Genomic DNA, 13,207 nt, shown 5'->3' with positions numbered 1-13,207 from the left:
CGACCCGCGGGCTAACCTGGACCGACGCTGCGAGCCCGCGGCGGATGAGCAAGCGCCGCGAGCCCGCGGCGAGTGACCTCAGGAGCACCCATGGCGGCCGCCGAACTGCGACTCTCCCTCCCCGCGGATCCGGCGCGCGATGCCGTGGCCGCGGCCCTCACCGACCAGGGCTTCGACGTCGCCGCCTCCTCCGACGCGCTGGTCGCGTCGCGGATCGCGACGGACGACGGCGACGTCGTCCCCGACCGATTCGACGTGCGCCTGTCGGAGGTGCCGGAGGGGACGCTCGCGGTCTTCGCGCCCTCGGACGACGGCGCCGACCTCGCCGTGCCCACCGGCGGCACGGCGGCTGGTGAGGCCGCGCGGCTCGTCGGGGCGCGCTTGGCGCAGCAGGGTGTGCTCGCCATCGCCGCACCCGCGGCCGGTACGCTCGCGCAGATCCCGGCCGCACCGCTGTCGGCGGGGGCTCCCGACGTGGTGGGGTACCCCGGCGGTCCGGCCGCCGACGCGTCGTCCGCTGCCGGCACGGCCGGGGCGAGCCGCACGAACGTCGTCGCCATCGTCGCCCTAGTGCTGGGCTTCGTGGTCCCGGTCGCCGGCATCGTGACCGGTGCCGTCGCGCTGGCGCAGATCAAACGCACCGGTGAGAAGGGCCGCGGCCTCGCCCTCGGCGGCATCGTGGCGGGAAGTGTACTGACCCTCTTCATCTCGACCGTCGTCATCGGAACCCTCGTGTTCTCGGCGTTGACGGTCGCGGGTGGCTCCGTCGACCCGTACGCGCCCCCCGAGGAGGGAGGAGTGACCGTCGCGCCCGACGAGCAGGCGCCGTTCGATCCGTCCGCGCTCGTCGTCGGTTCCTGCCTCGACGATCTCCCCGGCGGGTTCGTCGCGGCCGACAACGTCGTGGACTGCGCCCAGCCGCACTCGTACGAGGCCTTCGGCGGGTTCGACGTGGCCGACGGCGCCTACCCGGGCGACGCGGCGATCGAGACGGCGGCCCTGCAGGGCTGCGAGGCGGCGTACGGCGGGTACGTGGGGGTGTCCTACCAGGAGTCCCGGCTCGATTACTACTTCGTAGGGCCGACGGAGCAGACCTGGGCGGTGGGAGATCGCGAGATCTTCTGCCTGCTCTTCGACCCGAACGCCGAGCAGACGGTGGGATCCCTGGCCGGGTCGGGCCTCTGAGGCACCCGTCGACCCGAGGAGCTTCGCGCGGGCCCGGTCTTCGGGTGCTGAGCGGGTGAATCGCCTGGTGAGAACTGCCGCGGGCGTCTCGAAACGCGCACCGACCTCGTGCCACCGGGATCTACGGTGAACGGGGCTGCGCGCGGGCGCGGCATCGTTTGCGCGGAGGTACCCGATGGCCGCAGTATCGCCTCTGTTCCTGACCGTCCCGCCTGATCGCGCATCCTCGGCTGTTGCCGCCACGCTGTCGGAGCAGGGCTTCGTCGTGCGCGAGCGGGACGATGTGCTCGACGTCGAGCGCGACGCGCACGCGTTCGGCTCGAGTTCGGTCGCACCGCGAGTGAGCTTCGTCGTGCGGGTCGACGCCTGGGCGGGCGGGAGCGTCGCGCACTTCGCCGATGACGGGGGCAGCGCCGTTGTCTTCGCGGCGGCGCATGTGGCCCGGATGCGGCTGGCCGAGCGCGGACTGATCGCCGAGTCCGTCGAGGGCTCGGTGGACGACGATCTCACACCGCCGACAGAGGAGACGGACACGGGCGGTGCCGCCCGCGATTCGACGGTGTCGGCGACCGTCGGCGCGGTGGGCCCCACGCCCGTCGAGGTGAGGGTCGCGCACGACGAAGGGGTGCATGTCGGAGACGGCGCGCCGTCCCTGAGCGAAGACTCGAGCACCGTGAACGCACGGCCCGGCGCGTCGATGCGGCCGAGGGCCGCGGAGGACGACGAGTCGGTGGCCGTTGACGCCGCGTCGCCGGACGACGTGCGCGGGCGGGGCGCCCTCGCCGTGAGCGACGCTTCCGCCCTTGAGAAGGATCCGGCCGTGAACACCGTCGCGGTGCTTGCGCTCGTCCTGGGGTTCATCGCACCGATCGGCGGCATCGTGGCCGGAGCCTTCGCCCTCGGCACCCTGCGCCGCACGTCCGAACGAGGGCGCGGTGTCGCGGTCGCGGGGATCGTCGTCGGGTCGGCGCTGACGGTCGTCATGGGGGCGGCCATCGTCGCGGGCGTGTGGGGGATGGCCGTCGACACCCGGACGGTGTTGAGTCCGGTGAGCGTCTCCGCATCGAGCCCCTCTGCATCGACCACGCCGACGGGTTCGGAGACGCCTGTTCCGCCCTTCACGCTCGAGCCGGGTCAGTGCTTCTCCCAACGGGGACGCGGCGAGATCAGCGACGCCACCCTCGTCGACTGTGTGGCACCGCACACCTATGAGCTCTACGCAGCGTTCTCGGTCGCGAAGGCCGCGGACGACTATCCGGGCGACGCGGAGATCGCTCATCGGGCGGAGGCGGGCTGTGTGGAGGCGTTCTCCGGCTTCGTCGGCATGGCCTATGACCGCTCCGTGCTCGAATACTTCTACCTGAGCCCCACGCGCAAGACGTGGCTGGTCGATGATCGCCGTGTGTCGTGCTTCGTCACCGACCCGGCGGGCGCCGTCACCGGCACTTTGCGCGACGCAGCTCGGTGATCCGGACGGATCAGCGCCCCGGCGGCACGGTCGAGCCGCGGTCGACCAGCACTCTGCGCGACGCCGCTCGGTGAGCCGGACGGATCAGCGCCCCGGCGGCGCGGTCGAGCCGCGGTCGACCAGCTCGAACGGCAGGGTGCCCAGACCCCGGGCCGGTCGGGCACCGTCGAGCGCGCGCAGCACCACCTCGGCGGCGCGCTCGCCCTGTCCGCGCGCGAACTGGTCGATGCTCGTCAGGCCGAACCAGCGACCGAGTTCGTGCCCGTCGACGCCGATGATCGAGACGTCGTCGGGTACGCGCAGGCCGAGCTCGCGCGCGGCGAGGATCGCTCCGATCGCCATTTCGTCGGATGCGGCGAACAGGGCCGTGGGGGCCTCGTCGGACGAGAGCAGGCGGGCCGCCGCGCCCGATCCGCCCTCGATGGTGAAGTCGGCCGGTTCGACGCCGTGCGCCTCGATGCCGGCGTCGGCCAGCGTCTCCTCGAAGCCGCGGCGTCGCAGGGTCGGCACCGACGAGGCGGCGTCCGCCACGGCATCCGCTCCGATGTGGGCGAGGCGTCGATGGCCGAGGCCGAGCAGATGCGCGGTCGCGAGGCGCCCCACGGCCAGATCGTCGACGGTGAGCGTGGTGAGCAGGGGGTTGGGGCCGGCGATCGCGACGATCGGCACGCCGAGGCTGCGCAGCGACGACGACTCCTCGGCATCGAGCTCGAGGGCGATGGTGATGACCGCGTCGATGCGTCGCCGCCGCAGGTGGTCGTCGAAGACGCGGCGCCGGTCGGCCGGGTCGGCGCTCACGCTGTACAGCGTGATGTCGTAGCCGCGTCGCACGAGCGCGTCGGAGATGCCCGCGAGCACGGTGCTGAAGAACCACCGGTCGAGGAACGGCACGACCACCCCGACCGCCCGTGCGCGGCCGGTCGCGAGGGTCGACGCGGCCGCCGACACCACGTAACCGAGGCTCCCGGCGGCGGCGAGCACGCGCTCGCGCGTCGCGCTCGACACCGAGCCGCGCCCGCTCAGCGCCCGTGAGACCGTGGCCGTCGACACTCCCGCCGCGCGCGCGACGTCGTCGATCCCGGCCACGGTCTCGTGTCCTCCGGGGAGCGGATGGATGCCGCGGCTCAGGCCGCGGCGATCCAGACGGTCGTATCGGTCGGCAACCGGTCGCCGTCGAGGGGGCCACTCGCGATGAGCACCTCGCCCGCGGGCAACTCGACGGCCTGGTCGCCGAGGTTGGCCACCACCAGCAGCGAGCCGTTGCGGAAGGCCACCACGTCGTCGCCGTACTCGTCGAGCCAGTCGATGTGGCCGGCGCCGAGATCGCGGACGCGGCGCTCGGCGAGGAGAGACCGGTAGAGAGTGAGCGTCGAGGCGGGGTCGTCGACCTGCACGTCGTGCGCGAGCTCGGCCCACTCGGCGGGCTGCGGCAGCCACGACTCGCCGGTGGAGTTGAAGCCGTAGGCGGGGGCGTCCGCGATCCAGGGGATCGGCACGCGGCATCCGTCGCGCCCGTAGCGCTCGCCGTTCGTGCGGAACCACGTGGGGTCCTGACGGGCGTCGTCGGGCAGGTCGATGACCTCGGGCAGGCCCAGCTCCTCGCCCTGATAGAGGTACGACGATCCCGGGAGGGCGAGCATCAGGGAGGTGGCCGCTCGAGCGCGGTGCAGCCCCTTCACCGGGTCGGGCTGGCCGGGGGACTTCGGGCCGATACCGGCACCCTGAGGATTCTCCGCCGTCAGCGCGAGACGCGAGGCGTGGCGCACGACGTCGTGGTTCGACAGCACCCAGGTGCTCGGGGCGCCCACGGCGCCGTACTCCTCGAGCGACTCGGTGATCACGGCGCGCAGGGCCGCGGCATCCCATTCCGTCTCGAGGTAGTGGAAGTTGAACGCCTGGTGCATCTCGTCGGGGCGCACCCACAGTGCGGTCTGCTCGACGGTGGGGAGCCACGCCTCGGCGCAGAGCGCGCGGTCGCCGTCGTACGCGGCGAGCACCTCGTGCCACTCGCGCCACACGTCGTGCACGCCCGGCTGGCCCCAGTACGGAACCTCCTCGGCGTCGCCGCCCATGGAGCCGCCGTCGGGGTCGGGCGTGAAGTCGGGCAGGCCCTCGGCCTTGATGAGACCGTGCGCCACGTCGACGCGGAACCCGTCGACCCCGCGGTCGAGCCAGAAGCGCAGGATGTCGCGGAACTCCGCGCGCACCTCTTCGTTGGTCCAGTCGAAGTCGGGCTGGGTCTCGTCGAAGATGTGCAGGTACCACTGCCCGGGCGTGCCGTCGGCCTCGGTCACGCGCTTCCACATGCCGCCGCCGAAGACGCTCTCCCAGTTGTTGGGGGGCAGCTCGCCGTTCTCGCCCTTGCCCTCGCGGAAGATGTAGCGCGCGCGCTCGGGGCTGCCCGGAGCCGCCTTCAGGGCCTCTTGGAACCACACGTGCTGATCACTGGAGTGGTTCGGGACGAGGTCGACGATGACCCGGATGCCGCGCTCGTGCGCACCCGCGAGCATGTCGTCGAAGTCGGCCAGGGTGCCGAAGATCGGGTCGACGTCGCGGTAGTCGGCGACGTCGTAGCCCGCGTCTTTCTGCGGAGACGTCTGGAAGGGGCTCAGCCAGATGGCATCCACCCCCAGCGTCTGCAGGTCGTCGAGGTGCGCGGTGACGCCGGGCAGGTCGCCGAGGCCGTTGCCCGACGCATCGGCGAACGACCGGGGATAGATCTGGTAGATGACGGCGGTCCGCCACCACTCAGATCCGGGTGCGGAGGCGAGATCGGCGCGCGCATCTTCCTGCGTGAAAGTCATGCGGCCACGATAGTGCAAGCGCTTGCAGTCGCGTCAATCCTGGTCACCTCCGCGGGCCCTTCCTCGGTGAGTGTCCAGAACACGCCGCAGTCGTCGAGCGGTACGCGGCGTGTCTTGGACACTCAACGGGGGTGTCACGCGGACGGCGGGGGTGGGCGTCGTGCGGGCGGCGCTCGGCACGCCGCGTTCGCCCCGCCCGGTGCCCCGGCGCCCGGCGCCCCGCCCTGGTGCCCGGCGCGCGGCCCTTGGCGTTGAGTGTCCAGAACACGCCGCCTCCCGGGTCCGTGTGCGGCGTGTCTTGGACACTCAACGGGGGTGTGGCGCGGAGTGGCGGATGCGCGGCGCTGAGCGCCGGGTGTGTGAGTGTCCAGAACACGCCGCACGCGGCGGGGGGAACGCGGCGTGTCTTGGACACTCAACAAGGGGGAGGGGGACGGACCGCGCGATTAGGCTGGGGCGGTGCCCGACGCCTCTGCCCTCGCCCGCGCTGAATCGCTCATCACGAGCATCCCCGACTACCCGAAGCCGGGCATCATGTTCCGCGACATCACGCCGCTGCTGACGGATGCCGCTGCCCTGCGCACCGTCGTCGAGGCGCTCGTGGAACCCTTCGCCGGCCGCATCGACGCCGTCGCGGGCGTCGAGGCGCGCGGGTTCCTGCTGGCGGGGGCCGCAGCCGTCGTCGCGAACGTGGGCCTCATGCCGATCCGCAAGGCCGGAAAGCTGCCGCGCCCGGCGGCGTCGATGTCGTACGACCTCGAGTACGGCTCGGCGCAGATCGAGATGCACGACGACAACGCCGCGGGCGCCCGGGTGCTGCTGCTCGACGACGTGCTCGCCACCGGCGGAACCCTCCGCGCCGGACGCGACCTGCTGCGGGCCGTCGGGAGCGAGGTCGTCGGCATCGCGACGCTGCTCGAGATCGACGCCCTCGGCGGTCGCGCGGCGCTCGGCGGCGACGTGCACGCGGTCTTCCACGTCTGACGCCCGACCGGGCTCGACCCGTCGAGTGTTTCGGGAGATGGCCGGATGCCGACAGGTTTGGATCCCGCGTCACCAGCGTTCGTGGTCGGTGTCAGGCCGCCCTCTCGCGGAGCGTCGGCAGTTTCTGATCGGTGTCCGCGACCTGGCCGAATCGCGCTGCCAGGTGCGAGAGCGGCGGCGCGGTCATGGCCTTCATGAGCACACCGCGCGCGGCCAGGCCGAGCCGGGTGTGCGGGTACGCCAGTCGCAGCATCCCGCGGGGGATGCCCTGGATCTGATCGACCAGGGGACGCATCCACCCGTCGAACGATGTGAGCGCTTCGTCGAGGCGGTCGCGGTCGAGGGGTCCGTCGATCTGCGACAGAAAGGCCGCGAGCACATATCCGCCGGTCAGCGCGAGCGATGAGCCACCCCCGCCCATCGGGGTCACGCACCACGCCGCGTCGCCGATCACGCACACGCGGCCACGGTGCCATCCCGGCATCCGGATCTGCGTGAGCTCGTCGATGTACACGTCGTCGGACGACTCGAAGCCGTCGAGCACGCGCGGGGCCTGCCACCCCGCGTCGGCGTAGCGCTCGCGCAGGACGCGCAGGGCGTCGTCGCGGTCGCGCTCGGCGAGGCCGTCGTCACCCGCGTACGACAGGATCGCGCGGGTCGTGCCGTAGGGGTCCGGGCGCAGGTGCACCTGGCGCCCGCCGACCGCGTTGTACCAGCGCCAGCGGTCGTCGTCGTCGGCGGTGCGTGGGATGGTGCCGAAGGCCATGGTGATGCCGAGAGGGTCGGCATCGACCTCCGACGCGGCGAAGAGCAGGTCGCGCGTGCGCGAGCGCACGCCTTCGGCCACGACCAGCAGGGCGGCGTCGAGGCGCTCGCCGCCCTCGGTGACGATCGAGACGCGGTCTTCGCGCGACTCGTCGACCTCCGCCACGGCCTCGCCGTAGACGAAGCGGACGCCCGCGGGGAGGGATTCGAGGATCGCGCGCGCGAAATCGCCGCGGAGCACCTCGAGCTCGGCCGTCGCCCCATCGGGTCCGTCGGAGGGGAGCTCGGCGATGACCTTGTCGTGCGCGTCGACGATGACCGTGCCGGTCTCGGTGGTGTTCTTGGCGCGGATCGCATCGGTCAGGGCCATGCGATCGAGCACCTCGCGGGCGATGCCGCGCACGTCGACGTTCTGCCCGCCGTCGCGGAAGGCGGGCGATCTCTCGACGACGGTGACGTCCCACCCGATCCGTCGCAGCCACCAGGCGGCGGAGAGTCCGGCGATGCTGGCGCCGGTGATGAGGGCGTGCGGTGCGGTCATGACGACTCCTCGTGATAGATACGGATAGCTTTACAGTAAAGTCACTTGACTGTAAAGTCTTTGCATGGCCGCGTTGAATTCGCTCTCGATGACCTGGTCCGACCTCGAGGTCGCGGTCATGCACCGCCTGCGCGACTGGACGATGGCATCCGATGAGCTCAACCGGCACCTCTCGACGTGGATGGGCCTGCCGGCGTCGGATGCCGAGGCGCTCGGGCAGATCGTCTGGGCTGTGCAGTCGGGGGAGCCGGTGGCGCCCGCACAGCTCGCGCGTCAGATCGGGATGACGTCAGGGGCGGTGTCGGTGCTGATCGACCGCCTCGAGCGCGCCGGGCACGTCACCCGTCGTCGCGATGACGCTGACCGTCGACGGGTCACCCTGCACCCGACCGCGACGGCGCTGGAGGGGATGGAACGGTTCCTCGGATTCGCGGGTGCCGAGGTGGCCGCGGCCACACGGGAGACCACGGCCGAGGAGCTGCGCATCATCCGGGTTTTCCTCGATCGCATGACCGACGCTGCGGCCGCCGCGAACGCGCGACTGCGCGAGACGCCCGCGCCGCACCCTCCTCGCGCCCCCCAGCGTTGAGCGTCCACGACACGCCGCGCCGCCTACCCAGGACGCGGTGTGTCGTGGACACTCAACGAGAGGGGGCGCCGGCGGGAGCGCGCACCGCCGCCACCGCGTCCGCCACCGCCCCGGCCACGCGGTCGGTCTGACGCAGCGACAGGGCGTTCGACCGGGGCCGCGTGAACGCCCCGGCCTCCATGCCCGACGTGAAGGGACCGAGGGCGAACAGCGTCGCGTGGACCGAGCCGTCGCGCGCGATGACCCGGCCGTCGGCGTCGACGTCGATGCGCCCGAGTGAGCCGGTGAACGTCGCGTCGCTGACGTGCACCTCGCGGCCGTGGCGGGTGGCGAGCTCGCGCAACGCCGGATTCTCGCTCGCGGCGGCCCCGCTGCCGGGGAGCCAGGCGTCGACGAGGCTGGTGGTCACCACTTCTCCGGGACCGCGGGGAGAGGATGCCGTGAAACGGCCGCCCGCGATGCGCACGGCCACATCGGGTCCGAGGAAGCGCACAACGCTGGCGTCGGCCAGGGCGGCGATCTCTTCGAGACGGTGGGCGGGCGGCCCGGAAGCGACGTAGCTGAAGAACGTGTGCCAGGTCACGGGCAGGTCGACAGCCCGAGATCTGGCGCTCCATCGCTCGGTGGGGATGTCGGCGAGGGCCAGGAACGACAGCAGGATCGTCAGGAACACCGCCTGCGTGGTGCTGTGTTCCTGCGTCGTGCGCAGATGCAGGTCGTCGGCGATGTGGCGGCGGACGCGCCGGTGCACGTCGGCGGCGTCGACGAACGCCTCGTCGCCGAGTGGCACGTCGAGCGCGGGCACGTCGAAGCGATCGAGCGGGTCGGGCACGACGGCGGCGACCGCGCGGCGGAGGGCGGCGGTGTTCCCGTCGACCTCGCGCAAGGTCCTGCGGAAATCACCCCACGTCGTCGTCACCCGCTCGGGGTGGCCGGTGAACAGCTCGCGGTAGTGCCCCCACACGAGCTCCCGCGCGACGAGCGGCCACACGTCGTCGAGGAAATCGATCGTGCCCGGCCGAGCGAGCAGGGCGGCGACGGCGGCCGGGGTCAGCACCTCGCGCGTCGGAGGCTCGCCCTGCACCTGGGACGACACCTTCGAGCGGTAGGGCACCCCGCGGCGCGAACCGAGGTGCAGACGCGGTTCCCGTCCCGACGGCTCATAGCGCAGGGCGCCCTCCCCGGTGCGGACGAAGCGGCCGCCACGCCCCTCGGTGAGCAGCACGACGGCATCCACCGCGGCGAGTCCCATTCCGCGCACGATGACGTCGTCGCCGGGGCCGAGCTCGGAGAGGTCGGCATCGGCGGTGAACGACGGCGGCACGTACGTCAGCCCGGCCCCGGAGGCCGCGACGAGCAGGTCGCGGGTCTCGCCGTCGGGCTCGCGTCCGTTGTGGCCGAGGGCGTACACGACGATGTCGGCCGGCAGACGGATGCCGTCGGCCAAGGCCACCTCGTAGCCGTCGACCGTGTCGTCGACCCACTGCACGGCCCCGCGGTGCCACCGCACCTCGACGCCGGGCGGCGCGATGGCGACCGTGCGGCGCCAGAACCAGTCGAGGTATTCGCTCTGCAGCCGGCGCGTGGGGAAGCTGTCGCCGCGGAGCGCCTGCAGCTCGGATGCGAGGTCGGGATCGGCGATGTCGACGTCGGGCAGCGAGCCCGCGCGCACGCGCTCGGCCCACTCGATGAGCGACGGTCCCGAACGCACCGGACCCGCGATCGTGCACGACTCATCGGTGAACACCGTGACGTCGCGCGCCATCGAGTTGAGCTTGAGCAGGGGCGACTGCTCTCGTCGCCAGATACGGCCCGCGCCGGGCGGATGGGGGTCGACGAGGGTGACGTGCAGGGCCGGAGTCGCGGCTTTCGTGCGCCGGGCGAGCAACCGCTCGACGAGCATCACCGCGCGAGGCCCCGCTCCGACGATGACGAGCCGCGCCGCCCGATCGCTCATCGCGCGGCGGCCGACGCGGTGTCGAGCGCGCCGACCGATCCGGGGGCGGACGCGGCCGCGGCCACCGGTGGCAGCCCCAGCAGATCGTGCAGCGTCGCCCCCTCGTCGTAGGAGCGGCGGTACGACCCGCGCTCCTGCAGCAGCGGCACGACCCTCTCGGCGAACTCGTCGAGGCCGTGCGGGGTGACGTGTCCGACGACGGTGAAGCCGTCGGTCGCGCGCTCCTGCACGTAGCGGTCGATCTCGGATGCCACGTGCTCGGGCGTCCCGACGAAGGTGTGGTTCGCCGTCAGGCGGATCACCAGCTCGCGGATACTGAGGTTCTCGGCCGTCGCCTGTGCACGCAACTGACCCACCCGGGCGCGGATCGCCGCGTGCCGGCCGGCGAAGCCCTGCGCGGTCTCGACGCCCGTGTCGGGTTCGACGTCGGGCAGGGGGCCGTCGGCGTCGTACCCGCTGAGGTCGCGGTTCCAGATCTGCTCGAGATAGGTGATCGCGGTCTGCGGCCGCACCTGGGCGAGGGCGATCTCGCGCGAGTGCTCGCGGGCCTCGGCTGCGGTGTCGCCGAGCACGAAGGTCGCCGCGGGCAGGATCTTCAGCGAGTCCTCGTGGCGGCCGTGGGCGGCGAGGCGTCCCTTCACGTCGCGGTAGAACTGCTGCGCGTCGTCGAACGCGGTGTGCAGCGAGAAGATCACGTCGGCGTGGGCGGTGGCGAAGTCGCGGCCGTCGGCGGAGTCGCCGGCCTGCACGATCACCGGACGTCCCTGCGGGGAGCGGGGGACGTCGAACACCGCGTCGACGTCGAACAGACGGGACTCGTGCCGTACCCGCGCGATGGCGTCGTCGCGAAGAAATGCCCCGGTCTCGGCATCCGCCACGATCGCGTCGTCGCGCCACGACGACCACAGCGCTTTCGAGAGCTCGGCGAACTCGGAGGCCCGCACGTACCGATCGGCGTGGTCGAGGTATCCGCCGCGGCGGAAGTTCGCGCCGTGGAACGCGTCGGAGCTGGTCACGGCGTTCCACCCGGCGCGGCCGTTCGAGAGCAGGTCGAGGGTGCCGAGCTGGCGGGCGAGCTCGTACGGCTCGTTGAAGGTGGTGTTGAGGGTGCCGACCAGCCCGATGTGCTCGGTCACGGCGGCCAGCGCGGTGAGGATCGCGAGGGTGTTCGGACGCCCGGCGACGTCGAGGTCGTGCAGCTGACCGCGGTGTTCGCGCAGCCGCAGGCCCTCGGCAAGGAACAGGTAGTCGAAGAAGCCGCGCTCGGCGGTGCGGGCGAAGTGCTCGAAGGAGGCGAAGTCGATCTGGCTGCCCGCGGCCGGGTCGGTCCAGACGGTCGTGTTGTTGACCCCGGGGAAGTGGGCGGCGAGATGGATCTGACGGCGGGTCATGCGCCGACCTCCTGACGGGCGTATCGGCTGGCGAGACGGGGGAGTCCGACGCGCTCGCGCAGGGTGGGCGCGCCGTCGTCGGGGATCAGGATGCCGGCACTCGCCGCCCGCGGGATCACCCGGTCGGCGATGGCGTCGAGGTCGGCCGGCAGTCGCGCGGGACGCAGGCGGACGCCGTCGACCCCGGCATCGGCGAGAGCGCGGATCTCTTCCACGACGTCGTCGGCGGTGCCCACGACGACGCGGGCGTCGGTGGCGAGCGGCGCGCGCTCCTGCAGACGGTTCCAGACCGACGCGGCCGCGGCGGGGGTCTCCTCGACGAGCACGAACAGGTCGGCGAAGACCCGCAGCGGGTCGTCGAGCCCGCGCACCGCGTCGGCGGCATCCGCGAGCTCGTTCAGGATGCCACCGACCGCGGCCGCATCACGGGGCGTGACGAACACGAGGTCGGCGTGCTCCGCGGCGAAGCGGTACGGCACCGTCTGATGCGCGAGGGCGGTGACGAGGGGCTGGCCCTGTGGGGACCGCGGCACGATCGAGGCGCCGGTGATCGAGAAGAATTCGCCCTCGAAGGCGACGTTGTGCACGCGCTCGCGGTCGAGGAACTTCCCCGACGCGAGATCGCGCACGATCGAGTCGTCCTCCCACGAGTCGGCGAGTCGACGGATGACGTCGGCGACCTCTCCGGCCTCGCGGAACGCCGCCAGCAGAGCGGGGTCGTCTTCGACCCGGCCGGATGCCGGGAGACCCGAGGGGCCGTCGGCGCGACGGCCGAAGTTCGCCCGCTCCTGCTCGGTGGATCCCGCGACGAGGCGCACGCCCGCGCGGCCGCGGCTCGTGTGGTCGAGGGTCTGCAGCCCCGTGGCCAGGTGGAAGGGCTCGGAGTGCGCGGTGGTCGCGGTCGGGACGAGGCCGATTCGGCGCGTCAGCGGCGCCAGGAACGACGCCACCAGCACCGCGTCGAGTCGCCCGCGCACGCGGTCGCGCCGGGTCTCGGCATCCGGTTCGAGGGAACGGCCGCCGAGGCTCAGCGCGTCTTCGATCGTGGCGAGCAGCAGGCCCGCGCCGTCGGCAGTGCGGGCGAGAGTGCGCCAGTAGGCGGCGGAGGTCAGCTCGGTCGGGCGGGCGGCGGGCTCGCGCCAGGCGGCCGGATGCCAGCCGGCACCGTCGAGGGCGACGGCGAGGTGGATGCGATCGGGCATCGGGGGATCCCTTCGCGGCGGGCCGGTCCCGCCGAGAGGCCCACTGTGCCGCCGCGGCCGTGAGGGCACAATCGCGGCCGTCATACAGCGCCGCGAGGCGTCATTGTTACGGCTGTGGCGGCGTACTCCCCCGCTCGAGTGTCCACGACACGCGGACGTCGCGAACTCTGGTCCGGGGGTTGTGGACGCTCACGCGTGGCTGGGGCGCGGGCGCGGGGGCGCGCGGGCGCGGGAGGCGCGCGGGGGTACGGGGGCGCGGGCGCGGGGCCCGGGCGGCCGCATCCACCGCCGAGTGTCCACGACACCCGGGCGTCGCGTGAT

10 protein-coding genes are annotated in these 13,207 nt (G+C 72.6%); 4 read left to right on the top strand and 6 right to left on the bottom strand.

The genetic code is table 11. The features are described 5' to 3' along the window. The first annotated feature begins 90 nt into the window (after window positions 1-90). The gene (locus tag ASF76_RS16120; RefSeq protein ID WP_055959868.1) at window positions 91-1,185 is read left to right on the top strand and encodes a DUF4190 domain-containing protein; all 1,095 of its coding nucleotides are present in this window, start codon (window positions 91-93) and stop codon (window positions 1,183-1,185) included. A 175-nt stretch (window positions 1,186-1,360) separates the two neighbouring features. Next, complete coding sequence (locus ASF76_RS16115; RefSeq protein WP_055959864.1) at window positions 1,361-2,653, top strand: DUF4190 domain-containing protein; 1,293 nt, start codon at window positions 1,361-1,363, stop codon at window positions 2,651-2,653. A gap of 84 nt (window positions 2,654-2,737) precedes the next feature. Here the strand turns inward: ASF76_RS16115 and ASF76_RS16110 are convergent, their stop codons facing one another. Both ASF76_RS16110 and ASF76_RS16105 read right to left on the bottom strand, forming a co-directional pair. Beyond that, window positions 2,738-3,739, bottom strand: a complete 1,002-nt coding sequence (locus tag ASF76_RS16110) for a LacI family DNA-binding transcriptional regulator (RefSeq protein WP_055959861.1) — start codon at window positions 3,737-3,739, stop codon at window positions 2,738-2,740. Between the two features lie 38 nt (window positions 3,740-3,777). After that, entirely contained in the window at window positions 3,778-5,457 is a 1,680-nt protein-coding gene (locus ASF76_RS16105; protein ID WP_055959857.1) for a glycoside hydrolase family 13 protein, read from the bottom strand. A gap of 459 nt (window positions 5,458-5,916) precedes the next feature. On the opposite strand from ASF76_RS16105, the gene ASF76_RS16100 reads away from it, so the two are divergent. Continuing rightward, window positions 5,917-6,441 (top strand): adenine phosphoribosyltransferase, encoded by a 525-nt coding sequence (locus tag ASF76_RS16100; protein WP_055959854.1) that lies wholly within the window; start codon window positions 5,917-5,919, stop codon window positions 6,439-6,441. A 91-nt stretch (window positions 6,442-6,532) separates the two neighbouring features. Here the strand turns inward: ASF76_RS16100 and ASF76_RS16095 are convergent, their stop codons facing one another. Next, complete coding sequence (locus ASF76_RS16095) at window positions 6,533-7,747, bottom strand: FAD-dependent monooxygenase (RefSeq protein ID WP_055959850.1); 1,215 nt, start codon at window positions 7,745-7,747, stop codon at window positions 6,533-6,535. A gap of 64 nt (window positions 7,748-7,811) precedes the next feature. Here ASF76_RS16095 and ASF76_RS16090 point away from each other — a divergent pair, with 64 nt between their 5' ends. Beyond that, on the top strand, window positions 7,812-8,336 hold the full coding sequence (locus ASF76_RS16090; protein WP_055959847.1) for a MarR family winged helix-turn-helix transcriptional regulator: 525 nt from the start codon (window positions 7,812-7,814) through the stop codon (window positions 8,334-8,336). Window positions 8,337-8,388: 52 nt separating this feature from the next. On the opposite strand, the gene ASF76_RS16085 is transcribed toward ASF76_RS16090, so the two are convergent. Genes ASF76_RS16085 through ASF76_RS16075 form a run of 3 tightly spaced genes read right to left on the bottom strand, consistent with a single transcriptional unit; the run spans window position 8,389 to window position 12,886 of the window. Next, window positions 8,389-10,293 carry an FAD/NAD(P)-binding protein gene (locus ASF76_RS16085; RefSeq protein WP_055959844.1) on the bottom strand — a complete coding sequence of 635 codons (1,905 nt, stop codon included), beginning with the start codon at window positions 10,291-10,293 and terminating at the stop codon, window positions 8,389-8,391. Then, a complete protein-coding gene (locus ASF76_RS16080; protein ID WP_055959841.1) occupies window positions 10,290-11,684 on the bottom strand; it encodes an NtaA/DmoA family FMN-dependent monooxygenase in 1,395 nt (464 codons plus the stop codon). The genes ASF76_RS16085 and ASF76_RS16080 overlap by 4 nt, the downstream gene beginning before the upstream one ends. Beyond that, the gene (locus ASF76_RS16075) at window positions 11,681-12,886 is read right to left on the bottom strand and encodes an LLM class flavin-dependent oxidoreductase (RefSeq protein ID WP_055959838.1); all 1,206 of its coding nucleotides are present in this window, start codon (window positions 12,884-12,886) and stop codon (window positions 11,681-11,683) included. The genes ASF76_RS16080 and ASF76_RS16075 overlap by 4 nt, the downstream gene beginning before the upstream one ends. Window positions 12,887-13,207: the final 321 nt, after the last annotated feature.

The sequence above is a fragment of the Microbacterium sp. Leaf151 genome (assembly GCF_001424225.1).
Lineage (GTDB): Bacteria > Actinomycetota > Actinomycetes > Actinomycetales > Microbacteriaceae > Microbacterium.
Note: the sequence above shows the minus strand (reverse complement) of the source record. Positions and strands in the feature narration are given on the sequence as shown.

Bases quoted from the DNA above. Each gene is read 5' to 3' on its own strand.
- ASF76_RS16090 (WP_055959847.1), top strand. From the start codon at position 7,812: ATGGCCGCGTTGAATTCGCTCTCGATGACCTGGTCCGACCTCGAGGTC.
- ASF76_RS16080 (WP_055959841.1), bottom strand. From the start codon at position 11,684: ATGACCCGCCGTCAGATCCATCTCGCCGCCCACTTCCCCGGGGTCAAC.
- ASF76_RS16085 (WP_055959844.1), bottom strand. From the start codon at position 10,293: ATGAGCGATCGGGCGGCGCGGCTCGTCATCGTCGGAGCGGGGCCTCGC.
- ASF76_RS16120 (WP_055959868.1), top strand. From the start codon at position 91: ATGGCGGCCGCCGAACTGCGACTCTCCCTCCCCGCGGATCCGGCGCGC.
- ASF76_RS16095 (WP_055959850.1), bottom strand. From the start codon at position 7,747: ATGACCGCACCGCACGCCCTCATCACCGGCGCCAGCATCGCCGGACTC.
- ASF76_RS16105 (WP_055959857.1), bottom strand. From the start codon at position 5,457: ATGACTTTCACGCAGGAAGATGCGCGCGCCGATCTCGCCTCCGCACCC.
- ASF76_RS16115 (WP_055959864.1), top strand. From the start codon at position 1,361: ATGGCCGCAGTATCGCCTCTGTTCCTGACCGTCCCGCCTGATCGCGCA.
- ASF76_RS16075 (WP_055959838.1), bottom strand. From the start codon at position 12,886: ATGCCCGATCGCATCCACCTCGCCGTCGCCCTCGACGGTGCCGGCTGG.